The organism is Pseudomonas sp. K2I15 (assembly GCF_002204795.1).
In the GTDB taxonomy this organism is placed as follows: Bacteria; Pseudomonadota; Gammaproteobacteria; order Pseudomonadales; family Pseudomonadaceae; genus Aquipseudomonas.
The window spans coordinates 26,162-51,240 of the sequence record NZ_NIXO01000039.1 but is presented as its reverse complement, the minus strand read 5'-3'; the positions used below and the strand labels follow the sequence as shown (position 1 = coordinate 51,240).

The following is a 25,079-nucleotide window of genomic DNA, read 5'->3' as shown; positions in this document are numbered from 1 at the left end:
CCTGCACTGCCAATGAGCGAACTTGCCCCATGCAGCCTCCAGCCAGACACCTTGTGGCCTTCGCCGCCTCGCTTTGTACCACCCTCGCCTGCGCCGACGGCCAGGACCCGCTGCTCGCCAAGCGAGTGGACGCGGTAGTCGACAGCGCCATCGCCGACAAACGCCTGGTGGGCACGGTGGTGCTGGTGCTGCAGGATGGGCAGTTGGTTTACCACCGGGCTGCCGGGCTGGCGGACCGGGAAGCCGGGCGCCCAATGACAGAGGACACGATCTTTCGCCTGGCCTCGGTCACCAAGCCGCTGGTCTGCGCCGCCGCGATGCACCTGGTGGAACAAGGCCGCTTGCGCCTGGACGATCCGGTCAGCCGCTGGCTGCCCGACTTCAATCCCAAGCTGGCGGATGGCACTACGCCGGTGATCACCGTCAGCCAGTTGCTTAACCACACCGCGGGCCTCAGCTATGGGTTCCTGGAAAGTACCCGCGGACCGTACCGCACCGCCGGGGTTTCCGATGGCCTGGGCGAACCCGAGATCAGCTTTGCCGAGAACCTGAAGCGCATCGCCAGCGTGCCCTTGAGTTATCCGCCGGGCAGCGGCTGGCAGTATTCGATGGCCACCGATGTGCTGGGGGCGGTGCTGCAAAAAGCCTCCGGCCAGAGCCTGCCGGGCTTGATCAGCGAATCGGTGACCGAGCCGCTGGGGCTGCGCGATACCGGGTTTTCCGTGACTGATTTCAAGCGCCTGTCCGCCGCATACCAGGATGGCTCACCGCAGCCGCAACGCATGGTCGACAAGGCCACCATTACCTCAGGCAACAGTACGGCGCTGTTTGATGTGCGGCGTATTCTCGACCCTCACGCCTACCCTTCCGGCGGCGCGGGCATGGCGGGTACGGCGGGTGATATTGCGCGGTTCCTGGAAACCATTCGCCAGGGCGGCGCACCGATCCTGTCTGCACACAGCGTGCAGTTGATGGTTACCGATCAGGTCGGTGCCAAGGCGCAAGCCCAGGGCCCCGGCTGGGGATTTGGTTATGGCTGGGCGGTGCTGGATGAGCCCGCACTGACCGGCACGCCGCAATCCCAGGGCACCTTGCAATGGGGCGGCGCCTACGGCCATAGCTGGTTTGTCGACCCTCAGCAAAAGCTCACGGTGGTTGCGTTGACCAATACTGCCTATGAAGGTATGTCTGGTCTTTTCACCCGCCAGTTACGGGATGCGGTGTATCCGCCGCAGTGATCGACCACCAGCGCGGCAATAGCTGCTTCACCCGTGCCTCGCCAAAACGGTCATCGATCAGCATCACCACGCCTCGGTCCTGCTGGCTGCGGATCACCCTGCCCGCCGCCTGCACCACCTTCTGGATGCCGGGATACAAATAGGTGTAGTCGTAACCGGCGCCGAAAATCGCGCCCATGCGCAGTTTGAGCTGCTCATTCACCGGGTTCAGCTGCGCCAGGCCCAGGGTCGCGATAAAGGCGCCGATCAGCCGGGTTCCTGGCAGGTCGATGCCTTCGCCGAATGCGCCGCCGAGCACGGCAAAACCGATGCCCTGGCTGTGCTGTGTGAACTGGTCGAGAAACGCCTGGCGCTCGGCCTCGGCCATGCCCCGCGACTGCTGCCACAGTGGGATGTGCGGGTGCCGTTCTGCCAACAATTGCGCCACTTGCTGCAAGTAATCGAAGCTGCTGAAAAACGCCAGGTAGTTGCCGGGTTGCCCGGCAAACTGCGTGGCGATCAGTTCGACGATGGGCTCCAGGGACGCCTGGCGATGGACGAATCGGGTGGAGATCCGGTCGACGATATGCACCTGCAACTGCTCGGCCTTGAACGGTGACTCCACGTCGACCCAGGCCGTGTCGGGCGGCATTCCCAGCAAGTCGGCGTAGTAGTGCCGTGGGCTCAAGGTGGCGGAAAACAGCACGCTGCTGCGGGCCGCCGTCAGTCGCGGGCGAATGAACTCGGCGGGCACCACGTTGCGCAGGCACAGGTTCGATGAACTGCGTTTGCCGCTGAGCTCACGCTTGCTGATGTCGAAGATGAAGTGTTCGTTGAACAGCTCGGCGACCTTGGCAAACTGCAAGGCTTCGAAGTAGAAGGCTTGCAGCTCACCATTTAGCGCTTCGGGATGGTCGTTGAAATAATCGCCCATGGCGCTGGTGCACAAGCTCAGGGCTTGCAGCAGTTTTTCGGGCTTTTGCGCATAAGCCTGATACGGCGCAACTTGCTCCTTGTGCAGGGCGTTCCATTCACGGTTCAGGCGCTGCAAGGACTTTTTAAGCGGCTCGGGCGCGATCTCGCGCAGGGTCTTGAGCGTGTACTGGTCGAGGGCTGCGCTGTACATCGAGCGGCCTCGATCCACCAGGTTATGGGCTTCGTCCACCAGCACCGCCACGCGCCACTGGTTGAGCTGGGCCAGGCCGAACAGCATGGCGCCGAAATCGAAGTAGTAGTTGTAGTCGGCGACCACAACGTCGGTCCAGCGTGCCATTTCCTGGCTCAGGTAATAGGGGCAGACGTGATGGGCCAGGGCGACTTCCCGCAGGTTGCGCTGGTCCAGCAGGCGCACGTGGGACGCGGCTTCGCGGGCAGCCGGCAAGCGGTCATAAAACCCCTTGGCCAGCGGGCAGGAATCGCCATGACAGGCTTTGTCCAGATGCTCACAGGCCTTGTCCCGGGCTACCAGTTCCAGCACTCGCAGCGGCAAGTCCGGGCTGCTGTCATACAGCACTTGCGCGGCGTCCAGGGCCAATTTTCGGCCCGGAGTCTTGGCCGTCAGGAAGAACACCTTGTCCAATTGCTGCGGCGCGAGGGCCTTGAGCATCGGGAAAATCGTGCCGACGGTCTTGCCGATACCGGTGGGTGCCTGGGCCATGAGGCAGCGGCCGGTACTGACGGCCTTGTAAACCGTTTCCGCCAGTGAACGCTGGCCGGGGCGAAACGCCGCATGCGGAAAGCCCAGGGCGGCCGCTGCCGCGTTGCGGGCTTCGCGCTGATGCATTTCCTGTTCCGCCCAACCGAGGAACAGGGCGCATTGCTGATTGAAGAAGTGCTCCAGGTCGGCTGCCTGAAAGGGTTGGCTCAAGAGGGTTTCGTGTTCGCCAACAATGTCGAAGTACACCAGCGCTAAAACAATCTCCGCCAACCCGAGTTTCTGACACATCAGCCAGCCGTAAACCTTGACCTGGGCCCAGTGCAATTGCCGGTGGTTGGCGGGTTGTTTATCGAGGTCGCCGCGATAGGTTTTCACTTCTTCCAACTGGTTGCGGTCCGGGTCGTAGCCATCCGCCCTGCCCCGGACTTTCAACTGTTGATATTCGCCCTCAAGCGCGACTTCGTTCTGGTAATGGGCGCTACGCCGCGAAGCCACGGTGCGGTGCCCGACTATCCCTTCCTGGGCGCTGGGAGACGGGGTAAAACGCAGGTCGAGGTCGCCGACCTTGGCGGTGAATTCACACAACGCACGCACCGCGACGCTGTAGCTCAAGCCTCCTGCTCCGCCCAGCGCACATAACACACGGTCACCGGCATCTGGTGCTCGCCGCAGAACTCCAGCCAGCGCAACTGGTTGTCTTGCAGGCGATCACCGGGGCCTTTGACTTCGATCATGCGGTAGGTTTTTTCCTCGGGCCAGAACTGGATCAGGTCGGGCATGCCGGCGCGGTTGGCGCGGATATCCAGCAGCAGGCGCTCGAACCAGTGGCGCAGGTGCACGGCGGGCAGGCAGTCGAGGGCCTGGTCGAGCAACTCTTCGCTGAGCACGCTCCAGAACACGAAGGGCGACTGAATGCCCCATTTGTCGACGTACCGCTGGCGGATGGTGCGCTTGTAGCGCTCGTCACCCAGTTGGTCCAGGCATTCGGCAAACAGCTCGGCACGCCGCTGGTGGAAGTCCTCGCTGTGCAGGTCCACCGGCCCGCGCTGGAACGGATGGAAAAACGACCCCGGCAACGGCGCGAAAATCGCCGGCCAGCAGAGCAGGCCAAACAACGAATTGATCAGGCTGTTCTCGACGTAATGCACCGGCGCACCGTGGTCGCTCAGGTGCGCCTGCACGCAATACTCCACCGACATCAAAGGCTCCGGGGCCGGAAGCTCAAGGTCCAGGCGTACGATGTCGCGGGGTTTTACCTTGGGCATCGCCGGCTCGCCGAGTTTGCGCCGCAGCCGGGGTATCACGCGCAGCAAATGCTGCTGCTCGGCGGCGCTCTCGGGTGCCAGCTGCGCTTCACGGGCCAGCAACATTGCCTGGGCAACGTCTTCCTGACGCTCCAGCACACGGATCAATCGCGCCCGTGAGCCGGGATAAGTGCAGCCTCGGTAGATCATTTCGGCCAGGGCCAACTCGGCGCTACGCTCGCAGTACTGGCCCACTTGAAACAACAGTTTGGCCCGACGCTTTTCCAGCCAGGGGTTGTCGGTGTGCAGTGTAGCGATTTGTTCCAGCACCCCATCCAGCGCCTCGCCCGCTTCAAAGGCCTGTTGGCACTGGTGCAGAAACAGGAAACCGTGCACGTCGTCACGGCTGCGCAAACCTCGGGATTCAGCACAGAACTCGACTTTCTCGTAAGTGAAAATCCCCAGGTCCGCCAGCACAAACTCCGACCAGTCCTGGTAGAGATTGCCGAAGAACATCAGCCGCAAGCGGTCGCACAGGTCCATCACGGTCAAGCTGTAGAGCGGGTCGGCAAGGTCCGGGCACCAGTGCTGGAAGCAGCGCGGTTCGCCAAACTGCGCCGACAGCGCCTCCAGCCAGTCCGCTTTCTTGGCCTTGGGTTGCTCGATCCAGGGTTTGAACGCCGCGAGGATTTCGGCTTTCTGCAGCAGGCTGAACAGCTCATCAAATGACAACAGGCACTGATCCGTCACCCAGCCCTGCGCCAGAAGAGGCAATACCGCCTGCTGCACTGCACCGATCTCGACATAGTTGAGTTTGCCGGCGCGAAAATGCGCGCCCTTGCGCATCACCATGCGCACCAACAAGGCCTGGGACGCCTGCGGCAAGCTGTCAAATTGCTGAATGAAATGCGCTTCGTCCGGGGCCAGTAAATCGGCATAACGCTGCCCCAGCCAGTCGAGCACTTGGCGGAAGTTATGCAGGTAATAGAGCGGGTCTTCAAGGGGATTGGACATTTCTGGCACTGGATCAACCACTGGTTATGCATACAGAGTGCCGTCCCTGACTGCCTGTTGCAATCGGTAATAGATCAAAGGCACACGCAACTTTTTGAGTAATAATGATCAGATGGCTGTGCATCACATCATATTTGTTACCCGCGACCGCTCAGGCGCGGGCTTTTCGAAGGGTCAAGGTAAGGTTATGAGCATGAAGAATTTGGGCCTGGCGCTGGGTATGTTCACGTTGCTGGTATTGGCCGGTTGCTCCACGCAGACCGTGGTGACGTTGCAGAACGGCACCCAATATTTGACCAAGGACGTACCGAACGCGAAGACCGCGGATGGCTTCTACGAATTCACCGACATCGCCGGCAAGCGTGTACGGGTCAAGGCCGCTGACGTCGCTACCGTGATCAAAGAGAAATAAAAAAAGTTTTACCGAAGGATTTTCCCCGCACTGGCGTTTAACCGATCAACCACCTTCAACTTCGAAGGTGGCATGACGGAGAACCATGGCCATGGCATTCATGTCCCGAGCGGTGCGCGCTCTGCTACTCATTCCCCTGATGTGGGCTGCGCTGGCGAGTACGCCGGTATTTGCCGACACCCTCATCATCCGCCAGGCGCCATCGCGCGTGGTGATCGTGCAACCTCCACCTCCCGGCCCGCGCTATTACGGCCATTGGGGTTATGGCTACGGCCCGCGAGGCTACTGGCCGCGCGATCATTACTACGGTTATGGCTACGGCCAACCCCATCGGCCGTACTGGAACCACGGCCACTACTGGCGATAACCAACACCCAGCCGCTGAGTAAACCTGTGGCGAGGGAGCTTGCTCCCGCTGGGGCGCATAGCGGCCCCAAAAATGGGCCTGCTGCGCAGTCCAGCGGGAGCAAGCTCCCTCGCCACAAAAGCAGCGCTAGTTAGCTTATAGAAACGCCATCGGCCCAAACCCCGGCCAATCCAACCCCCACCAGCGTCACCGAATCCGCGCCAAAACTCAGCACCGTATCGCCGCCCACCACCTTGGCGTGTTCACGCCAGTCTGCACTGCCCTCCACCTCCCGAAACACCAGCCTGTCGGTCGGCTGATAACCAATCACCCGATCCTGTCCAAAACTGCCGCTGAACAGAAAGGTGTTATGCCCACTGTTATCGCGGATCGTGTCATTGCCCTTGCCACCCTCAATGAAATCCACGCCCTTGCCACCCTGAATCAGGTCATCACCGTCACTGCCGATAATGAACGTATTGCCCTTGTGAGGCTCGGCATTGCGGTTGAGATCCTGCACCCAGGTATTGGCCCGGGCCGGGTCCGACAGATTGGCCACGATAATCGTCGAGTCCCGACTCGTCAGGTCGTAGAACGTCGAATCCAGCACGCGGGTCAGGCCATCGCCATATCCCGTGGGCAAATGAGAGAGCCAGGTCGGCACATTGACGATGGAAAACGGCAGGACATTCCACAGCGTCGACGCATAGTGATCGTTGAAGCTGACGATATTGTCGGTGGTCGACTCATGAGGTTTATCGTGCACGCCCAACGACGAGAAATTGAAGGACGAACCGTCCAGCGCGCGAAATACCGGGTCGTTTTCGTAGCCGATATTCAGCACCTTGTCGCCGCTGCTCTGGGTCGGCGAAGCGTAGGCCACATAGTTGGAATCGGTGTAGAACCCCGACCATTTATTGCCGCTCAAGTCGGCCATGCTGTTGACCGCCAGGCCGCCCAGGCTATGGCCGCTGACCACCACATCCTTGCCCGTCAACCCTTGGCTGCCGGCATACGCCGCGACATCCTTGAGCAACGTGCCAAAGGCCTCGCCCGCGTAGTTTTTCGCATAATCCTTGGGGCCCAACGCCGCCAACAGGTCACTGACCAAATCGCCAATGGAATCGCTGATCAAGGTTTCCCGAGGCCCGGAAGTCCCGCGAAAACCGATACCGATTTCCAGCAGTTTGCCATCGCCATCGTACTTGCCCAGCACCTCGACCTGAGCAGTGGTATAGCAGGCCTTTTCGCCGAAGAACGTACCCCGGGCATCCACCTTGCCGCTGTAGCCCAGGGTGCTGGCACTGATGGGCGTCCAGCCCGCCTTGTGCACCGCATCCAGGGCGGCCTTTTCAGAGTCGGGGTTCCAGGGAATCCCCGGAATCACCCCCTGGGAATCGGTACTGCCCAGCAGCGCGCCCACCAGGGTTGCCGGCAGGCCCAGGCCAAAACCGTTGTGCTGATAACCCACCGCAAAGCCGTTATCCAGGTTGTGATAGGAGTACAAGGTGATCGCCATGGCATCGGCGAACAATGCTTTGGAGCCCTCGGAACCGAGGTTTTTATAGTCGAAAACACCCATGGTATTGCCTCTCTTTTGTTGGAATTATCGAGAAAGCCAAATCTGCACAGATTAACGATTGGAACCGGATCAGTGTGGGAGCGGGCTTGCTCGCGAATGCGGTGTGTCAGTCGATGCACCTTTAACTGATCCATCGCATTCGCGAGCAAGCCCGCTCCCACAGTTGACCTCTTTCGGCCTCAAAATCTTGCTCAGAACTGCCAGTTCAGGCTCAGCCCCACGCCCTGGATCTTCTCCCTGCCAGCCAACTGGCCGGTGTAGTCGAGGTTGACCCGAGTGTTTTTGCTCAAGGCCAGGCTGGCCTGCACGCCCACCAGTGCGGCATCGCGCAGCAACGGCGAGCTTTGCACCGCGAACGAGGGGCCACCGGCGACAAACCCCAGGTGCTCTTCCGATTTGACGGCACTGAGGCTGTGCTGCCAGCCCAACGAGCCGGAAACGTCCAGTTGCTGCCGGTCATTGAGGGGCAAGGTTTTCGACGCCCGCACGCCCAGGGTGCTCAGCACCGCATCGCGGCTGTCACTGCCACGCTCCAGCGCGGCGGCGTCGCCTTTCTCGTGAAAGCGTTCGTTGTCCAGATGCACGTAAGCCAGGTTGGCGAACGGTTCCAGTGCCACCGATGGCAGGCCCAAGCGATAGGCCGCTTCGGTAAACACCTGGGCGCTGCGCGCGTCCAGTTTGGTCTTCTGCTTGCCGCTGACCTCGCCGTACTGCAAGTCGCGTTTCACGTCGCCGCGATGCCAGCTGTAGGCACCGCCCACACTCAGGCGCCAGTTACCCAGCTCATGCCCGGCATAGGCGCCGAGGTGGTAGCTGTCGATGGACGCCGAGGAGTGGGTACCGCTGCCCATGTTCAGCGAGCTGCCGCTATACCCGGCCACCAACCCGGCGCGGGTCTGCTCGTCCAAGGCACCGTCGACACCGGCCAACATGCCGTCGAGGGAACTGGTGTACCCCGCCGTCTCGCTACCGCTGTCGGTCTTGCCCCAACTGCCGAGGGCCTTGACCCACACGTTGCTCTCACCGGCCACCGGCGTATGGCGCAGGCGCTCGCCAACGGCGTCGCGCACTTGGCGGCTGTCATTGATCAGCATCGTGCCGATGGCCGGGTAGATTTCTCCCGACAGTTGCTGGAAACCCGACTGCGCCGTGGCGGCCGAGTCCGAGCGCAGGATGCTTTCATACACGGGGTTGCCAGCGCCCAGTTGCTCGGCGGCGACTGCCACCGAGCGCTGGTTACGGGTAGCGCCGGCACTGGCGAAACTCGCGTCACTGCGGGCAATGTCCAGTTGCACGCCGTTGGCGGCATAGTCCAGCGTGCCGCCCAGGAACAGGTAGTTGGGCAGCACGGCACCGAACTGCCCCTGGATTCCGCCCGCCGCTTGCAGGATGTTGTACTGGCGCCCCACCAGGCTCTCGGCCTGTTGCTGGCTGAGCAGGGTCGGGCTGTTTTCCAGGGCCAGGGTCACGGTACCGCCGCCGAGGGTTGCCTTGCCGGTCGCGACAATCCGGTCGCTGCTGGTGGGTGTAAGTTCGACCGCATAGGTGGAACCGGCAGCGAGGTTCACATCCCCGGCCACCTGCAAGGTGCCCACGGAATTGCCCGGTGCCACGGTGCCGCCGTTATTCACCTGCAACGCCGCAATGCGACCGGAGCCACCGAGTGTGCCGCTGTCATTGACCGTCACCGCGGACGTCAGCGAACCGTTCACCGCCAAGCGGCCGCCATTCACGGTGGTCGGGCCACGGTAGGTGTTTTCGCCCGTGAGGATCAGGCTGCCTGCGCCGGATTTAGTCAGGCTGCCTTCGTAGATACGCTGGGCCGCCGCTGCCGCACGGGCAGTGCCAACGGCGTAATCGGTCTGGTCCTGCTGACTCGCTCCGGCACCCACTCCGTTCTCCCAGCCCTTGTCATGCAGGGTTTGCTGCCAGGCCAGGGTTTCGGCGTTGTCTTCGGCCTGGCGTTGGATAAGCGCCTTGTCGGAGATCGCGTTACTCCACACATCGCTCTGCCCGGCTGCCATCGTGACATCCATCAGCCCCAGCAATTGCCCGGGACCGTGCATCGCCCGGCCAAGGTCCGGCACGCCCCAGCCGACCTGCGTGGTTGGTGCATCAGTGACCGAGCCATTGAGCTGAGTGGCCGTGGTCAACAACACCTGCAAGGCCTGTTCGTTGTTCAGGTACGGGTAGCGTTCCATCACCAGCGCCAACGCGCCCGTGGCATGGGGCGCCGACATCGACGTGCCGGATTTCACTCCGTAGCCGCCGTCGGGAATGGTGCTGTTGATCAACGCTCCCGGCGTGGAAATGCACCAGTATTTGGCGATACCGCATTGGTTGTATTTCTGGTTATTCGCCTTGTCCAGGCCCGACACCGCCAGCCAGTGGCCTTCCAGTTCCGGCTGGAAATACGGCAGGGCCGACCGCACGCTGGCGTTGGCGTAGCCGCTGTTGCCGGCACTGAACACATTGATGACCCCGGCCTTGGCCACATCGGCGGCCGCGTCGAGCCAGGTGTTCTGGTTGTAGTGCTGGGCATAGGCAGCGTGGAGGTCGCCTAGCGTCTGGTAGCTGACATCCTTGGGTTGGCTGCCCCAGCTGTTGTTGATCGCACGCACGCCGGAGTCCACCAGCGCGCTGTACACCGCCTTGAAGTATTTGGGGTCCGGTGTGGGGCCAAACAGGAAGCTGTCATTGCCGTTGGTGTTGCCGACGTAGACCTGCGCGTTGTACGCCACACCGTGCGTGCCCACGCCATCACGGGCCGCGCCCATGGTGCCGGTGACGTGGGTGCCGTGAGAGTCGTTGTTGGGGTTGAGCGCGCCGGTAGTTGTGAACGGGCTGCCATCGACGTAAGTGCCGCTGGCGGTAACCGCGTGATAACGGTCCTTTGAGGCTTCGGGATGATTGGGGTCGAAACCCGAATCCAGCGCACCGACCTTCACCCCACTGCCGGTGATGCCGCTCGCGTAAGCCTCGTTGGCTTTCATGCGGTCCAGGCCCCAGTCGCTCTGGAACTCGGCGGAGCGCCAACTGGCGGGGTCACCCAGCGTGCCGGTTTCGATGTACTGCCCGTGGGCCGCCACTGACAGCAGCAGCAAGGAGCCCGCTGTGAAGGGTTTGAAGCGAGGTGAACCCGTGATCATGAAGCGTCCTTTTTCTTATTGTTGAAATACCCGTACGTCCTGTGACGAGGGAGCTTGCTCCCGCTGGGCTGCGTAGCGGCCCCAAATCGATGGGAGCGCTGCGCACTCCAACGGGAGCAAGCTCCCTCGCCACAGAAGCTCCCTGCCACAAGCAATACTCATCCAGGCATCAGCGGCTCATAGGCCCAAACGCCTCATCCACCTTGGCCAGGTCTGTGTCGCGCAAATTGCCCGCGTAGTAATGCAACTTGGTCCAGGCCATCAGGTAGTCGTACCGCGCCTGGGCCAGATCACGCCGCGTGCTGTACAGCTGCTGCTCGGCATTCAGGGCGTCGAGGTTGACCCGCTCACCACCCAGGATGCTTTGCTTGGTCGATACCACCAGCGCCTCGGCCGAGGTCAGCGCCTTTTGATAGGCCCGCAGCTTGCTCACCCCCGACAGGCAGGCGCTGAACTGGCGACGCAGTTCGATCAGGGTCTCGCGGGTCTTGCCTTCCAGTTCGTACTCGGCTTGCTCCATGGCGCGGCTGGCCTGGCGAGTGGAGGCCGAGACGCCGCCACCGGCATACAGCGGCATGCTGATTTCGACGCCGATGGTGTTGGTGTCGTAGCGCTGGTTGTAGGTGTTGCCGCTGTCGGATTCCTGCTGACGCGAACTGGCGTAGGCCATCACCCGTGGCAAGTGCCCGGCACGGTTGCGCTCCACTTCATAGCGCGCCACTTCCAGGGACTGGCGCTGGGAGGCCAGGGTCGGGTTGTTGGTCAGTGCGAGTTCGTGCCAGGTGTCGTAGTTGGCCGGGGTCAGGGTGAACGCGGCAAACCCCGGGTTCAGCGGCGCCAGGTCGTTGATGTTGACGCTCTGCACGCCAATCAGCGCGCCCAGTTCCCGCAGCGAGGCGTCTTGTTCGTCCAGCGCCTGGATTTCCTCGGCGGTGGCCAGCTCGTAGCGCGACTCCGCTTCCAGAATATCGGTGCGGGTGCCTTCGCCCTGCTGGAACAAATGCTGGTTCTGCTGGAACTGCTGCTCGTAAGCCTTCTTCTTGGCGCGGGCAATGTCGATCTGGTCCTGGGCAAACAACGCCTGGGTGTAATAGGTCAGCACCCGCACCAGCAGCGCCTGGCTCTTGTCGCGAAAACTCTCGTCGGCAAACAGCGCCTGGGCCACGCCCTTGCGGTAGTTGGCATAGGCTTCGTAGTCGAACAATGGCTGTTGCAGGGTGAAGGTGGAGCCGTAGCTGTTGTAGTTACGGTCGTCGTGATAGTTGCCGCCGCGCCCGTCCGGCAAGGTGGCCTGGGAGTTGTTGCGGCCCTTGTTGTAGTTGTAGGACAGCTTGGGCAGCAGCCCGGCGCGGCCAATGGTGCGGTTCTCCAGGCCGGCATCACGCTCCTTGATGGCGCCGAGGAATACCGGGTCGTTGCGCAGGGCCTGCTCATACACATCGAACGGGCCCATGGCGGCCTGGGCGCTGCTGCACGCGAGTAACAGGGCGATGAACATCGGCTTCATGTTCATTCCTCGGTCAACGCCGAGCCGGCGCGGTCCAGCAGCGGCTTGAACAGGTAGTTGAGCAAGGAGCGCTCGCCGGTGCGGATAAACATCTCGGCGGGCATCCCGGGTTTGATCACCAGGCCATGGAGTTTTTCCAGGGCGCTGCTGCTGACGGTGGTGCGCAGCACGTAGTAAGGCATGCCGGTTTTTTCGTCGAGCATCTGGTCGGCGGAAATCAGGCTCACCTCCCCTGGCACCCTTGGCGTGCGGCTCTGGTTGAAGGCGGTGAAGAGAATGTCTACCGGCAAGTGGGTGCCGACCTTGTCCACCAGGTGCACCGGCAAATGCCCTTCCACCTCCAGGCGGGTGTCCTGGGGCACGATTTCCAGCAGGGTTTCACCGGCACGCACCACGGCGCCCTCGGTGTGCACGCCCAGGTTGACGGCGATGCCATCGGCGGGTGCGTTGATTTCGCTGTGCTGCAGGTCGAAACCGGCAGAGGTCAGTTGCTGCTCCAGGGTCAGGCTGCGCAGTTGCGCGTCGGCCAGTTGGCTGCGGACTTCCTTCTGATACTCCTCACTGTGCTGCTGCAGCTTGAGGCGAGATTCGAGGATGCCCTGCTCGACCCGGCCGCTTTCCCCGGTGTTCTGCGCCAGGTCCTGTTGCACCTGGGACAGTTGCCGCTGGTACTCCATCAGCCGGTTGCGCGGGATGTAGCCGTTGTCGGCCAAAGGTTGCAGGTTGCTCAGTTGATCGCGCAGGGATTGCGCCTGTGCGGTCAGGTCACTGCGGGCGCGGCGCATGCCATTCAGTTGCGCGGTAGCGCCTTCGATGTTCGCGCGAATGCCGGCCTGTTCCCGGGCGAAGGCTTCGCGGCGGCTGCTGAACAGTTGGCGCTGGCCTTCCAGCACCAGTGCCAGGGCTGGGTCCGGGTTACCGCTCAGTTCGGCCGGAAAGGTGATCGTCGATTGGTTATCGCGCTCGCTCTGCCAGCGCGCCACGCTGGCCCAGGCCATGCGGTACTGGGCTTGCAGGGAATGCACATCGGCCTGGTTTTGCGTCTGGTCGAGGCGGAACAGCGGCTGGCCCTGTTTCACCGCTTCGCCTTCACGCACCAGGATCCGGCTGACCACGCCGGGGCTGAGGGTTTGCACGGCTTTGCGCTTGCCCGACACCACCACCGTGCCCTGCACCGGAATGCCCTGGTCCAGCGGTGCCAGGCTGGCCCACAGGAAAAACCCGCCGGCACCGACCACCGTCAGCAGCCAGCCCATGCGGGCAAAGAAGCGTGCATCGTGTTCGGGGTGGGTCTGTTCGTAATCGCGGTTGATTTGAATGCTGCTGTCGCTGCTCATGCGCCTGATCCTTGGGCTTGATAAATAACTGTAGGAGCGAGGGGGACGCCCAGTTATTGCTCGCGAAAAACTCGAGGTCCCCGCGTTAAGTCAAGATGCCAACGTCATCGTTAACGACCTTCGCGAGCAAGCTCGCTCCTACAGTTGGGCTGTTCTCGCTGGCCGGACAGTGCCCGCAGCACGTCCTGGCTGGGGCCGAAGGCCTGCAAGCGGCCTTCGTTAAGCACCAGCAGCTTGTCGGCCTGGGCCAACGCCGAAGAACGGTGCGTCACCAGCACCACCGTGCTGCCCTGGGCTTTCATCTGCATGATCGCGCTGGCCAGTGCGGCTTCGCCCACGGTGTCGAGGTTGGAGTTGGGCTCGTCGAGCACGATCAGACGCGGCCCGCCGTACAGCGCGCGGGCCAGGGCTACCCGTTGTTTCTGGCCACCGGACAGCCCGCTGCCTTCGTCGCCAAGCACGGTGTCGTAGCCATGGGGCAAACGCAGGATCAGCTCATGCACGCCAGCCTGCTGGGCGGCTTGCACCACCAGCTCCGGGTCGGCTTCGCGAAAGCGTGCGATGTTGTCGGCGATGCTGCCGCTGAACAGTTCGATGTCCTGGGGCAAATAGCCGATATGCGGACCGAGGTCGTCACGGTCCCAGCGATGGATGTCGGCGGCGTCCAGGCGCACGGTGCCTGCCAGGGTTGGCCACACGCCCACCAGCACGCGGGCCAGGGTCGACTTGCCGGAACCGGACGCGCCCAGCACACCCAGCACTTCACCGGCGGCCAGGTTGAAACTGACCTGATGCAAGGTCGGTACACGCCGCCCCGGAGGGCCAGCGCTGACCTGCTCGAAACTCACCTGGCCCTTGGGCGCCGGCAATGCCATCTGCTCGCCCTGCGGCGGGAACTCGCGCATCAGGTTGTCCAGCCGCTGATAGGCCAGCTTGGCCGAACTCCATTGCTTCCACACGGCGATCAACTGGTCGATGGGGCTCAACACCCGGCCCATCAGGATGGAGCCCGCGATCATCATGCCCGCCGTCATGTCACCCTTGATCACCAGCAATGCGCCCAGGCCCAGCACCAACGATTGCAGGCACAGGCGCAGGGATTTACTCAGGGAGCTGATAATCGAGCCGGTGTCGCTGGCCTTGTTCTGCAGGCCCAGAAACCGCGAATGCACCTTGAACCAGCGCTTGCGCAGTGCACCGAGCATGCCCATGGCCTGCATGGTCTCGGCGTTGTGCAGGTGGCTGGTGGCCAACTGGGTGGATTGCTGGGAATACCCGCTGGCTTCACCCAGAGGCTTCTTGGTCAGGTATTCGTTAAGGCACGCCAGCCCGATCAGCAGCACGGCGCCGGCGCTGGCCAGCACCCCAAGCCAAACGTTGAACAGAAAGATCACAAACAGATAAATCGGAAACCACGGCGCGTCAAAAAACGCGAACAGCGCGGGCCCGGTGATGAATTGGCGGATGTGGGTCAAGTCCCCCAGGGATTGCCCGCCGTGGCCTTCGCCGCGCTGCAGGTTGCGCTCGAAAGCGGCCTTGTACACCCGCAGGTTGAAGCGCCGCTCCAGTTGGCTGCCGATGCGAATCACGATAAAGCTGCGGATCACCTCCAGCACACCGATAAACGCGAAGAACCCCACCACCATCAAGGTCAACATCACCAGGGTGGTTTCGTTCTGTGAAGACAGCACGCGGTCGTAGACTTGCAACATGTAAATCGACGGCACCAGCATCAAGACGTTAATCAATGCCGTGAAGCAGCCAATACTGATCAGAATACTTTTGTAATCGCCGAGTGCTTTGAATAGTGGTGCAACGGGAGTGGTCTTCGCCATGTTGCCTGATCTTCCCTGAGCCGAATGACGCGCAATAGTTTGCCGAGCGTCCCTTTAAGGGACGGGCAAACATTAAAACCTGGGTTATATCGATATAACGAACTATTCAGGTGCGCGCTGTAATAACAACACGGCGCCCGATTTGGAGCGGCCCTGATACTCGCCTTCTTTCTGGCGATTCAAATGGGTAATACCGGTGCCTTCGGCATTCATCAACCAAATACCATCGGGCGTGGGTGACCAACTAACGGGCACTTCTCCCAGCCATTGCCGGGCACATTCAACATCGCCGCCCAAGGCGTTGGCCTGTTCAATCAGATCCAGCGCACACACCTGCTCTTGCTGGTGCAGCACCCAATGCCCGGCCAACTGTGCGGAGGTAGGTAAAACCAGACTGCTTGCCATTGCTGTGGCTCCTGCCGACATAAGCAACGCCTGGACACACCAGGCAACTGTACTGCGAAATAGCGTCATCACCTTCGCCCGTTCATGGGGTGGATGCAAGGGCAGAGGGCAGCGCGTGTGCGCCACCCGCCTTTACGCATGTATCAGGCCACGATGTCGCTGACCGCTGCCTGGCCGACGGTGGTGACGAGGAAATCCGCCACGCCGTGCCCGGAGAAGTCGACCGCCAGGGTGCCCAGGTTGGTGCCCGAGGCATAGCTCAGTACGGCATCGCCGGCGTGACCGGTGAAGGCATTGACGAAGGTCAGGCCTGCACCTTTGGTGATGCCGGTGAGGTCGATTTTGTCCGAACCCGAGGTGAAGTCGAAGATCTTGTCGGCCGCACCCGGCTTGGAGTCCGAGCTGGCACCGAACACGAAAGTGTCGTTGCCTGCGCCGCCCCACAGCTGGTCTGCACCGCCACCGCCGTAGAGGATGTCGTTGCCGGCACCGCCCTTGAGGATGTTGGCGGCGGCGTTACCGATCAGCAGGTCGTTGCCCGAGCCGCCGAAAGCGTTTTCGACGGTCACGCCCTTGGCGATGGAAACGTTGCCCACCAGGCCGCCAACGTCGGAGAACGAGGCTTCATTGAGGTTGATCTTCTGGTTTTGGGTAAAACCGGAGAAGTCCAGGGTATCGTTGCCGCCACCGTCCCACACCGAGAACACCAGCTTGTCGGCCGATGAGGTGGCGCTGAGGAAATCACGCCCGGTGTTGGAGTTGAAGCCGTAGGTGGTGTCGCCGGCGCGGGTGTTGTAGTTGGCGCCGTAGAGCTTCTGGATCGCGGCGATGTCGTCGATCAGCGGGCCGGACGCATAGGCTTCCACCCCGCCTTTGCTGAAGTTCTGGTTGGTGTTGCTCTCGCTCCAGTAACTCATGACGCTGTAGCCGCGCGTGTCCTGTCCATAGGTCGCGTCGTTGTAGGTCGGGTTGCCATTCCCGGCGTTGTAGTCGCCAGGGTGAGCCAGGCCCAGGGTGTGGCCGATCTCGTGGGTCAGGGTCTGCCGGCCGTAGTTGTTCAGGTCCGGGGTCTTGTTCGGCGTGTAGCTGCTGTTGGTCAGGTACCACGAGGTGCCGTCATAGCCGGCGCCGGTGCCTGGCAGGTAAGCGAATGCCGCAGCGCCGTCCTGGCCACCGCTGTAGTTGCCGAAGGTCATGTGGGCGTCGCCGCCGGAAGCCTTCTCGGTGAAGGTGACGTTGGCCACGTCCGACCAGGATTGCATGGCCAGTGCGGCCTGTGCTTTCTGCTGGGCGTTGAACTGGCTGAACCCGGAGATGCCATGTTTGTTCATGGTGCTCGAGGAGGCCGAGGTCAGGAAGGTGTAGGTCAGGTCGATCTTGCCGTTGCCGTCGACATCCCGGTAGGCAGCGCCGTCACGCAGCAGCTGGGTGGCGGCCTGGTCAACGGTGTAGGAGGGTTTGCCATTGACCGTGAGGTTGCCGCCGCGGTCATATTGATGGCTAAAGCTATCGATTTGCGTATAGGCAGTACTTGCTTGAGCCGCCGATACAATAGCTTTGTCTTTTACTTTTGACATAAACGTACTTCCTTGTTTGCAAGTGGAACAGTTTTTGTCCGATAGAACCCACTCTGGCGAGTAAGTCCTATCACTCGCCCCTTTTGAAGGCGAAAGAAAACTGACACAACCTGAAATCATTCGTCCAGCGCTATTTTTGCAAGGTAAAACTTGGCGCGACGAACAATTCCTGCAAACGCTGGCTAGTAGCGACTTATAAAAAGACAACTATTTAAATATTAAATACCGCTAAACTGGTTTTATTAAGAATGGATCCAAAGTATTGATTGAGGGGCACTAAGAAAGTGTCACCGTGTCATGACTAGTGCTGAATAGCCATCATTTAACGACTTGTCCCGTATTACCGGGACAAGAACTAAAGTATTTATTGGGCGCGCCAGCCTGTTTGGCGCAATGCCTGCAGGAGCGTTTGTGAATCCAGCCCCGGCACCCGCACACCGTCGTCGGTGGTCATGTCTTCCCCGGCCACTATGGCATTAATGATCGCTTCCTCTACCGCCTCCGCCGCCGCGCTGAACAACGGTGAAATGTGGTCGTTATTGACCATTTGCAGCGGCGTGCTCAGTGGCAGGCCCTTGCGCCCGTAGTCGGCCACCGGCAAATCCTGGTTGCCGGTGGCGAACGCCAGGAACAGGTCCCCGCTGGAGTCCTCGGTACCACCGCCCGTACGCGCAATGCCGATGGACGCCCGCTGTGCCAGGCGCTGGCATTGGTGAGGCAGCAACGGCGCATCGGTGGCGATGATCACCACGATCGAACCCATGCCGGGCGTGCCGCGATCGGCAAACGGTGACGGGATGTCCATCAATTGCCGGCCTACCGGATACCCATCCACGCGCAATTCCTGGCGCTTGCCGTGGTTGGCCTGCACCAGCACGCCCACGGTCCAGCCGCCCTGCTCCGCGTTTAATCGCCGCGACGACGTGCCAATGCCGCCTTTGAACTCATGGCAAATCATCCCGGTACCGCCGCCCACGGCGCCCTCCGCCACGGGCCCGGCTTCAGCGTTGGCCAGCGCCTCGCGCACATGCTCCGGGCCGACGTGCTGGCCCCAGATATCGTTGAGCAACCCGTCGTAGGTTTCCATCACCACCGGCATGCACCAGTACACCGCAGGGTCCGCCAGGCTTTCGCGCTCCAAGGCGATCAGCGTATCGCGCACAATCCCGATGCTGTGGGTGTTGGTGATCGCCAGCGGCGTGGTCAGCAAGCCCGATTCGCTGATCCACTCAAGGCCCGTGGCGTCGCCATTGCCGTTGAGCACGTGGTAGCCGGCAAAACACGGCTGATACCGCGCGGCACCGGCCCGGGGCTGGATCGCCGTGACGCCGGTACGCACCTGTTTGCCGTCGATACGGGTCTTGATCGTGCTGTGGCCGACCCGTACCCCTGGAACGTCGGTGATGGCATTCAACTCACCGGGCGTGCCCAGTCCCAACGTGATGCCCAATTGACGTGCGCGCATAACCACTCCTTACAATTTCTGAAACGCCGGACTCGACCGGCCACTGATGCAATACAAGATCACCGACAACGCCAACAGGCCGATGATAATCATGATGTCCCGAACCGAAGACGCCATCGCCAGGGTCACCAACAGGTAGCCGGCGCCCAGCACCGCCAGCAATGCCGGTACTGGCCACAACGGCATGCGATACGGATGCTCGCGGTCACGCAGCAACACCCGGCTCATCAACGCGCTTAACGCCACGATCAGGTACACCAGCATGATCAGCAGCACGCTGAAGGACGTGAGGTCCGCCAGGTTGGAGCTGAAGCTGAGCAACGCCGAAGGGATCGCCAGGAACAGCGTAGCCAACCACGGCGAATCCCAACGTGGGTGAATACGGGTGAAGAGTTTGTTGATGGTCGGCGTCCACAACGCATCGCGGCCGCTGCTGAACACCACCCGGCCAATCTGGATGACGATCGCGACGATGGCGTTGAACACCGACAGGAAGATCCCGGCACTGACCAGCCGCGACAGGGTTTCATTGCCATGGCTGGTCAGCAGGTAGCCAATCGGGTCGGGGCTGCTGATCATCGCGCTGAGGGATGGCGCGCCGATCAGCAGCGCGGTGATCGGCACCAGTTCGATGACGACCACCAGCCCCAGGGACCACAACACCGCCTTGTGCACGCCCTTGCCGCCGCACTTCATGTCTTCGGCCAGCAACACTGCGGGGCCGTAGCCATTGAACGAGAACAAGCCAATGCCCACCGCACCAATCACCAGTGCCCAGGGTGCCAGGTGCAGCACGCCATTTTCGACGATTTGCGGTTGCAACAGCACGCTGACCGGCTGCACCGGGTTGCCGAAGCCGATAAACACGATCACCAGCAACGCGGCGACTTCCAACAGCAGGCAGGTGCCGGTAATCCAGGCATTCAGCTTGATATTGAGGATGCCCAGGGCGTAGCTGCACACCACGATTACCAGGGCTACCGTTTGTGAGTCGAACTTAGTACCGAGGGCGTTATTCAGGTAAGTCGCCGCCCCGGTGGCCAGCACCGGCGGGATAAACAGCAACATCACCAATACCGTGAGGAACGTCGCGTAACCGGCCATGCCGCCGAACACCCGCTTGGCGTACACGTACTCGCCGCCTGCGCTGTTGTGGGCGCGGCCCAGTTCGGCGTAGCAAAAGGCGAACATCAGCGCGAGCAATGCGGCCATCACAAACGCCAGGAACACCCCGCTGCCGGCCTGCTGGATGGCAAACGGTGCGATCACGAACACCGAACTGGCCGGGGTGACCGCCGAAACGGTGATGGCCACCACGTCGAACACACTCAGGGTGGGTTTCAGCACGCCGTCAGGCGTGGAAGGAGCACTCATATCGTTATCCTCTTGATTGTTCTTGGTTTGAGGCAGAAACGAAAAGGTGAAGCGGCGCGGGGTATGCTCCCCACTGACTGACGGCAAACTTAAACACTCTGTGTAGGGCGGCCAATTCCCCTATTGGAGTACTCCCCTTGACGGCACTGGGCAAAAGTCGAACCCTTGGGCAATTATCCTTTGCGTGGAGCTGCACATGAGCCTGTTCAGGGAAGTCGGCATGCACGCGGGGCTGGGCCGCACCGTAGCGCAGATCGGCACTGAGCGTTTCTGGAAGCAACTGGTGCTGTTGTTGCACCAGTGCCTGCCTTTCGACAATGCCCTGGCGATCGTCTACCCCACCGATGGCCCGCCCCAGGCACAGGAGGAATACGACGCGCAACCGAGCAGCAAGCCGGCGTCGATGCTGGTTTATCTCAATGGGTTGTACTTGCTGGACCCGTTTTTCCAGGCGTGTCGCGAGGGTTATGCGAGCGGTGTGTACCGGCTTGAAGAAGTGGCGCCGGATCACTTTCGCCAGAGTGAGTACTTCCTCAACTACTTTCACGACAATGTGTTGGAAGACGAGGTGCAGTTCATCCTGCAACTGCCGGGCGCAGGAACATTGTCGCTGTCGTTGGGGATGCAGCGGTTATTTACCGGTGAGGAAACCGGGTTGATGACCACGTTGGCGGCCTGGGTGTTGCCGTTGATGCAGCAGCATTGGCAGCAAAGCACCCAACGGGTAGCGGCACCTGCCGAGATGGCCAGCCAGATTCGCGATGCGTTGAGCCATTTTGGGTGCGGGGTGTTGTCGGAGCGCGAACTGGAAATTGCGCGGTTGGTGTTGCGAGGGTTTTCTTCAAAGGCGATGGCCGAGCGGCTGAAGATCTCACCGGATACGGTCAAGGTTCATCGTCGGCATTTGTACGCCAAGCTGGATATCTCGTCGCAGCCAGAGCTGTTTTCGTTGTTTATCCAGTCGTTGGGGCATGATCTGGAGAACCCTTAGACAACGCTCAAGCTCACTGAGGTCAAGTGTGGGAGCGAGCAAGCCCGCTCCCACATGTGCTCATCAGCGACCGGTACGAATGGTGTTCCACACCCGCGTACGAATCCGGTCGATGTTCAGCGGCATCGCCTCCAGTGCAAACAACTTGCCCATCATCTCGGGGCTTGGGTACACCTTGGTGTCGCTCTTGATCGCCGGGTCCACCAGGCTATCGGCTGCCTCATTACCGTTGGCGTAGTGCACGTAGTTGGTGATGCTGGCCATCACTTCCGGGCGCAGCAGGTAGTTCATGAACGCGTAGCCGGCTTTTTCATCCGGGGCATCGGCGGGCATGGCAACCATGTCGAACCAGATGGCCGCGCCTTCCTTGGGAATGTTGTAGCCGATGTTCACCCCGTTCTTGGCTTCCTTGGCGCGGCTTTCGGCCTGGAGGATGTCGCCGGAGAAGCCGACGGCCACGCAGATGTCGCCATTGGCCAAGTCTGCGGTGTATTTCGAGGAGTGGAAGTACGCCACGTACGGCCGTACTTTCATCAGCAGGTCCTCGGCCTTTTTGTAGTCTTCAGGCTTCTTGCTGTGGTGTGGCAGGCCCAGGTAGTTGAGCGCCGCTGGCAGCAGTTCCGGGCCGTTGTCGAGGATCGCCACGCCACACTTCTGCAGCTTTTTCATGTTCTCGGGCTTGAAGATCAGGTCCCAGGAATCCACCGGGGCGTTGTCCCCGAGTACCGCCTTGACCTTGTCGATGTTGTAGCCGATGCCGGTGCTGCCCCACAGGTACGGGAAACCGTGGGCGTTGCCCGGGTCGTTGTTTTCCAGGGCCTTGAGCAGCACCGGGTTGAGGTTCTTCCAGTTGGGCAACTGGCTCTTGTCGAGTTTCTTCAGCGCCCCGCCCTGGATCTGCCGGGCCATGAAGTGGTTGGAGGGGAACACCACGTCGTAGCCGGATTTGCCGGTCATCAACTTGCCATCGAGGGTTTCGTTGCTGTCATACACGTCGTAGGTAAAAGCGATGCCGGTTTCTTTTTGAAAATTCTTGGTGGTGTCGGGGGCGATGTAGTCCGACCAGTTGTAGATTTTTACCGTCTCGGCGGCTTGGCTGAGGGTGGCGACGAATACCAGCGGCAACAGGGCAATGGGTCTCATGGTTCGATTTCCTGGCGGTTTTAGGGCTGTTTTTATGGCAGGCGATCAAAGATCAAAGAATCAGAGGATCAATACATAGGTCTTGCGCACGGTTTCCTGGATGTCCCAGATACCGGTGCTGTTGGCCGGCAACATCAGTGCGTCGCCGGCTTCTATGTGGAGCAGTTCCCCGTTGTCGGGGGTGAAAGTGCAGCGTCCCTGGATAAAGTGGCAAAACTCCTGGGCCACTATCTGCCGGCGCCAGCGCCCGGGCGTGCATTCCCAGATACCGGTTTCGACGCCGTCGTTGCGTTCCACACTCAGGGTCGAGGCCACCGCCACCGGTGTGCCCAACGGCACGGCAACCGGCGAAGAGTCCGGCAAATGGGCGCTGAGTGTGTCTTTGAACTGGGTAATGCTCATGTTCATACCTGTGGTGATTGAAACGACTTAGTGCATGAAACCTTCCATGAACCCGGCAACGCCGCTGGCCAGCTTGCGGCGCCACGGCGCGCTGTTGGGGTTGGCCAGCACCTGGTCTTCGTGGACAAAACTGCGAATGATCGCGTTGTAGCCCAGCCAGCGGCAGGGTTCCGGCTCCCAGGCCTTGAGCCCGTCCAGGCGGCCCGGCTGGATCACCCATGGCTGCTGGACCAGCGGCGTGTCGAGCCCCAGGATCAAGTCGGCCAAGGTACGGCCGCCGAGGTTGCTGGCCCCTACTCCCTCGCCGCCGTAACCACCGGCCAGGGCGATGCCCGCCGCGTGATCACAGAGCATGTGCGGCTTGAAACGCCGGGACATGCCGAGGTTCCCGCCCCAGGCGTGGGTGATTCGGACTTTCTTGAGCTGCGGGAAGAGTTCGCCAAACAGGTAACGACGCAGTTCGACTTCACTGTCGGTAAGGTCGAAGTTGTGCCGCAGCTTGCCGGCAAACTGATAGCCGCCACGGGCGCCGAACACCAGGCGATTGTCTGCGGAGCGCTGGCCATAGGTGACCTGGCGGCTGCTTTCGCCGAATGCCTGGCCACGGTTCAGGCCGATTTCATCCCAGGTACTGGCCGGCAACGGCTCGGTGGCGACGATCAGGCTCTGCACCGGCAACTGATAGCGGCCCAGCGGTGGCAGCGTGGTGGCATACCCTTCAACCGCCGGCACTACCCATGAGGCGCGCACCGAGGCGTTAGCCGTGCGCAAGCTGCCGGACTGCCAATGGGTGACGGGGCTGTTTTCATAGATCGTGACGCCCATCTGCTCGACCACGCGCGCCAGGCCGCGCACCAGCTTGGCCGGGTGAATCGTGGCGACGTGAGGTGCATAGATGCCGCCATACGGCTTGGCGATGCGGATTTGCTCCGCCAGTTGCTGCGGGCCGAGCCAGCGGTAATCGTCATCAGTCAGGCCCTGGGCGTGGAGCTTGGCCAGGTAGGCCCGCAGGCTGGTTTCCTGTTCGGGGTAGCGCGCGGCGCAATACAGCACGCCGGCCTTGCGGTAGTCGCAGTCGATGCCTTCGCGCTCGATCACCTGTGCTACTTCATCGGGAATCGCGTGCAGCAAGTCGAACGAAGCCCGGCGCTGCTCGGGAGACAAGCCGGCCAGCAGCCGGTCTTCACCCAGCAGGTTGCCCATCAGCCAGCCGCCGTTACGGCCGGAGGCACCGAACCCGGCGGTTTGCGCTTCAATGATTGCGATCTTCAGCTCGGGCGCCTGGCGCTTCAGGTAATACGCGGTCCAGAGCCCGGTGTAGCCGGCGCCGATGATGGCCACGTTGACGTCCAGGTCGTGCTCCAGGGACGGGCGCGCCACCAGCGGCTCGTCCAACTGGTCCATCCATAAACTGATATTGCGCCATGCAGGCATGCCAAGCTCCACCACCACACTTCGATGGCAGTGATCCTAGAGCCGGCCTCAGGGGCTGTCTTGCGCGCGTGCACGCAGGGAAATTTGTTTGACGTAGGCCTTGGGCGACTGGCCGGTGTGCTGGCGGAAACAGCTGTAGAACGCCGAGGTTGAATTGAAGCCGGCGGCAAATGCCAGTTCGTCGATGCGTATCGGCGGCGTGGCTTTATCCAGTGCCGCCAGCAAATGCTGGAGGCGCGCCTGGTTGACGTAGCGGTAAAAGCTTTGGCCCAACACTTGGTTCAACAGGTAGGAGATCTGGTTGCGGCTGTACCCGCACTCCTTCGCTACCCGTTGCAGGTCCAGCTCGGGGTCCAGGTAGGGTTGCTGGCGCTGGAAGTACTGCTGCAGGTCGTTGGCCATGTAGCTCAATTGCTGGGGCGACAGGCCCAGGCGGCTGACGGTCGGGCGCGTAGTCTCGCTGCGGCTGGCGGACTGTTCGTGCACCAGGGAGGCGTATTCGTTGACCCGCCAGATCAGGCCGTCACGCACCGTGATGGCTTCACTGGTGCGAAACGACACCAGGCCCTGGCCGCCGCGCAAGGTGATGCGGTACTGGATGAACGCGGTGTCGCCGTCGGCGCGGATGCGGTCGGTGTGCTCGATCGCCTCATCCGCGCCACGCGGCATGCTGGCTTGCAGGTACTCGCGCAGATCAGCTGCGCCCACTACGCGGTTCTGGAAGAAATCGTGGTACTGAATGTCCGGGTGGTAGTACGACATCACGCCGTCCAGGTCCCGGTGTTTCCAGCACAGATGGTGACGCAGCACCAACTCGCCGGTGGCTTGGGTTTGCTGGGAGTCATCCGGGATGAAGTCGGGCATGGAGCGCTCTAAGGCTGGGACAGCCTGCGAGCTTGCCGAACTTTTGTGGCGCGTTCAATGGCCATGTGACAGTTATGGATAATGGCCTTTCGCCCAATACCGTGTAGGAAATGACCCACATCAA

Annotated in this window: 19 protein-coding genes; 4 read left to right on the top strand and 15 right to left on the bottom strand. The window is 61.5% G+C overall.

What is annotated here, in order from left to right:
* Nucleotides 1–29: 29 nt before the first annotated feature.
* A complete protein-coding gene (locus CEC48_RS21340; RefSeq protein ID WP_088425547.1) occupies nucleotides 30–1,238 on the top strand; it encodes a serine hydrolase in 1,209 nt (402 codons plus the stop codon).
* Here CEC48_RS21340 and CEC48_RS21335 read toward each other — a convergent pair.
* Nucleotides 1,198–3,486, bottom strand: a complete 2,289-nt coding sequence (locus CEC48_RS21335; RefSeq protein WP_088425546.1) for an ATP-dependent DNA helicase — start codon at nucleotides 3,484–3,486, stop codon at nucleotides 1,198–1,200. The two genes, CEC48_RS21340 and CEC48_RS21335, sit on opposite strands and share 41 nt — an antisense overlap.
* Nucleotides 3,483–5,132, bottom strand: a complete 1,650-nt coding sequence (locus CEC48_RS21330) for a VRR-NUC domain-containing protein (protein ID WP_088425545.1) — start codon at nucleotides 5,130–5,132, stop codon at nucleotides 3,483–3,485. The genes CEC48_RS21335 and CEC48_RS21330 overlap by 4 nt, the downstream gene beginning before the upstream one ends.
* 187 nt (nucleotides 5,133–5,319) lie before the next feature.
* On the opposite strand from CEC48_RS21330, the gene CEC48_RS21325 reads away from it, so the two are divergent.
* Together CEC48_RS21325 and CEC48_RS21320 are read left to right on the top strand one after the other, a co-directional pair.
* Nucleotides 5,320–5,544, top strand: coding sequence for a YgdI/YgdR family lipoprotein (locus CEC48_RS21325; RefSeq protein WP_088425544.1), 225 nt, complete (start codon nucleotides 5,320–5,322; stop codon nucleotides 5,542–5,544).
* 91 nt (nucleotides 5,545–5,635) lie between these two features.
* Nucleotides 5,636–5,911, top strand: coding sequence for a hypothetical protein (locus tag CEC48_RS21320; protein ID WP_088425560.1), 276 nt, complete (start codon nucleotides 5,636–5,638; stop codon nucleotides 5,909–5,911).
* A 130-nt stretch (nucleotides 5,912–6,041) separates the two neighbouring features.
* On the opposite strand, the gene CEC48_RS21315 is transcribed toward CEC48_RS21320, so the two are convergent.
* The 9 genes from CEC48_RS21315 to CEC48_RS21275 form a co-directional block, all read right to left on the bottom strand.
* Nucleotides 6,042–7,472, bottom strand: a complete 1,431-nt coding sequence (locus CEC48_RS21315; protein WP_088425543.1) for a lipase — start codon at nucleotides 7,470–7,472, stop codon at nucleotides 6,042–6,044.
* Between the two features lie 191 nt (nucleotides 7,473–7,663).
* Complete coding sequence (locus CEC48_RS21310; RefSeq protein ID WP_088425542.1) at nucleotides 7,664–10,621, bottom strand: autotransporter serine protease; 2,958 nt, start codon at nucleotides 10,619–10,621, stop codon at nucleotides 7,664–7,666.
* A 169-nt stretch (nucleotides 10,622–10,790) separates the two neighbouring features.
* On the bottom strand, nucleotides 10,791–12,128 hold the full coding sequence (locus tag CEC48_RS21305; RefSeq protein WP_088425541.1) for a TolC family outer membrane protein: 1,338 nt from the start codon (nucleotides 12,126–12,128) through the stop codon (nucleotides 10,791–10,793).
* Between the two features lie 2 nt (nucleotides 12,129–12,130).
* Entirely contained in the window at nucleotides 12,131–13,465 is a 1,335-nt protein-coding gene (locus CEC48_RS21300; RefSeq protein WP_088425540.1) for an HlyD family type I secretion periplasmic adaptor subunit, read from the bottom strand.
* A gap of 110 nt (nucleotides 13,466–13,575) precedes the next feature.
* Nucleotides 13,576–15,300, bottom strand: a complete 1,725-nt coding sequence (locus CEC48_RS21295; protein WP_088425539.1) for a type I secretion system permease/ATPase — start codon at nucleotides 15,298–15,300, stop codon at nucleotides 13,576–13,578.
* A 102-nt stretch (nucleotides 15,301–15,402) separates the two neighbouring features.
* Nucleotides 15,403–15,774 carry an AprI/Inh family metalloprotease inhibitor gene (locus CEC48_RS21290; protein ID WP_176438755.1) on the bottom strand — a complete coding sequence of 124 codons (372 nt, stop codon included), beginning with the start codon at nucleotides 15,772–15,774 and terminating at the stop codon, nucleotides 15,403–15,405.
* A 74-nt stretch (nucleotides 15,775–15,848) separates the two neighbouring features.
* Nucleotides 15,849–17,282 (bottom strand): serralysin family metalloprotease, encoded by a 1,434-nt coding sequence (locus tag CEC48_RS21285; protein WP_088425537.1) that lies wholly within the window; start codon nucleotides 17,280–17,282, stop codon nucleotides 15,849–15,851.
* Between the two features lie 364 nt (nucleotides 17,283–17,646).
* Nucleotides 17,647–18,747: a P1 family peptidase gene (locus CEC48_RS21280; protein WP_088425536.1), complete on the bottom strand. Its 1,101-nt coding sequence runs from the start codon at nucleotides 18,745–18,747 to the stop codon at nucleotides 17,647–17,649.
* A 9-nt stretch (nucleotides 18,748–18,756) separates the two neighbouring features.
* Nucleotides 18,757–20,121 carry an APC family permease gene (locus CEC48_RS21275; RefSeq protein WP_088425535.1) on the bottom strand — a complete coding sequence of 455 codons (1,365 nt, stop codon included), beginning with the start codon at nucleotides 20,119–20,121 and terminating at the stop codon, nucleotides 18,757–18,759.
* Nucleotides 20,122–20,317: 196 nt separating this feature from the next.
* Between CEC48_RS21275 and CEC48_RS21270 the strand changes: the two genes are divergently transcribed.
* Nucleotides 20,318–21,112, top strand: coding sequence for a response regulator transcription factor (locus CEC48_RS21270; protein ID WP_371917779.1), 795 nt, complete (start codon nucleotides 20,318–20,320; stop codon nucleotides 21,110–21,112).
* Nucleotides 21,113–21,175: 63 nt separating this feature from the next.
* Here CEC48_RS21270 and CEC48_RS21265 read toward each other — a convergent pair whose 3' ends face one another.
* From CEC48_RS21265 to CEC48_RS21250, 4 genes are read right to left on the bottom strand one after another with little or no spacing between them, the layout of a single operon-like run.
* Nucleotides 21,176–22,255 carry a polyamine ABC transporter substrate-binding protein gene (locus tag CEC48_RS21265; protein WP_088425534.1) on the bottom strand — a complete coding sequence of 360 codons (1,080 nt, stop codon included), beginning with the start codon at nucleotides 22,253–22,255 and terminating at the stop codon, nucleotides 21,176–21,178.
* Nucleotides 22,256–22,315: 60 nt separating this feature from the next.
* Nucleotides 22,316–22,657 carry a cupin domain-containing protein gene (locus tag CEC48_RS21260; protein ID WP_088425533.1) on the bottom strand — a complete coding sequence of 114 codons (342 nt, stop codon included), beginning with the start codon at nucleotides 22,655–22,657 and terminating at the stop codon, nucleotides 22,316–22,318.
* A gap of 27 nt (nucleotides 22,658–22,684) precedes the next feature.
* Nucleotides 22,685–24,091, bottom strand: coding sequence for an FAD-binding oxidoreductase (locus CEC48_RS21255; protein WP_088425532.1), 1,407 nt, complete (start codon nucleotides 24,089–24,091; stop codon nucleotides 22,685–22,687).
* A gap of 48 nt (nucleotides 24,092–24,139) precedes the next feature.
* Nucleotides 24,140–24,955, bottom strand: coding sequence for an AraC family transcriptional regulator (locus CEC48_RS21250; protein WP_088425531.1), 816 nt, complete (start codon nucleotides 24,953–24,955; stop codon nucleotides 24,140–24,142).
* Nucleotides 24,956–25,079 lie beyond the last annotated feature (124 nt).

Bases quoted from the DNA above. Each gene is read 5' to 3' on its own strand.
- CEC48_RS21340 (WP_088425547.1), top strand. From the start codon at position 30: ATGCAGCCTCCAGCCAGACACCTTGTGGCCTTCGCCGCCTCGCTTTGT.
- CEC48_RS21330 (WP_088425545.1), bottom strand. From the start codon at position 5,132: ATGTCCAATCCCCTTGAAGACCCGCTCTATTACCTGCATAACTTCCGC.
- CEC48_RS21325 (WP_088425544.1), top strand. From the start codon at position 5,320: ATGAGCATGAAGAATTTGGGCCTGGCGCTGGGTATGTTCACGTTGCTG.
- CEC48_RS21320 (WP_088425560.1), top strand. From the start codon at position 5,636: ATGGCATTCATGTCCCGAGCGGTGCGCGCTCTGCTACTCATTCCCCTG.
- CEC48_RS21315 (WP_088425543.1), bottom strand. From the start codon at position 7,472: ATGGGTGTTTTCGACTATAAAAACCTCGGTTCCGAGGGCTCCAAAGCA.
- CEC48_RS21310 (WP_088425542.1), bottom strand. From the start codon at position 10,621: ATGATCACGGGTTCACCTCGCTTCAAACCCTTCACAGCGGGCTCCTTG.
- CEC48_RS21305 (WP_088425541.1), bottom strand. From the start codon at position 12,128: ATGAAGCCGATGTTCATCGCCCTGTTACTCGCGTGCAGCAGCGCCCAG.
- CEC48_RS21300 (WP_088425540.1), bottom strand. From the start codon at position 13,465: ATGAGCAGCGACAGCAGCATTCAAATCAACCGCGATTACGAACAGACC.
- CEC48_RS21295 (WP_088425539.1), bottom strand. From the start codon at position 15,300: ATGGCGAAGACCACTCCCGTTGCACCACTATTCAAAGCACTCGGCGAT.
- CEC48_RS21290 (WP_176438755.1), bottom strand. From the start codon at position 15,774: ATGACGCTATTTCGCAGTACAGTTGCCTGGTGTGTCCAGGCGTTGCTT.
- CEC48_RS21285 (WP_088425537.1), bottom strand. From the start codon at position 17,282: ATGTCAAAAGTAAAAGACAAAGCTATTGTATCGGCGGCTCAAGCAAGT.
- CEC48_RS21280 (WP_088425536.1), bottom strand. From the start codon at position 18,747: ATGCGCGCACGTCAATTGGGCATCACGTTGGGACTGGGCACGCCCGGT.
- CEC48_RS21275 (WP_088425535.1), bottom strand. From the start codon at position 20,121: ATGAGTGCTCCTTCCACGCCTGACGGCGTGCTGAAACCCACCCTGAGT.
- CEC48_RS21270 (WP_371917779.1), top strand. From the start codon at position 20,318: ATGAGCCTGTTCAGGGAAGTCGGCATGCACGCGGGGCTGGGCCGCACC.
- CEC48_RS21265 (WP_088425534.1), bottom strand. From the start codon at position 22,255: ATGAGACCCATTGCCCTGTTGCCGCTGGTATTCGTCGCCACCCTCAGC.
- CEC48_RS21260 (WP_088425533.1), bottom strand. From the start codon at position 22,657: ATGAGCATTACCCAGTTCAAAGACACACTCAGCGCCCATTTGCCGGAC.
- CEC48_RS21255 (WP_088425532.1), bottom strand. From the start codon at position 24,091: ATGCCTGCATGGCGCAATATCAGTTTATGGATGGACCAGTTGGACGAG.
- CEC48_RS21250 (WP_088425531.1), bottom strand. From the start codon at position 24,955: ATGCCCGACTTCATCCCGGATGACTCCCAGCAAACCCAAGCCACCGGC.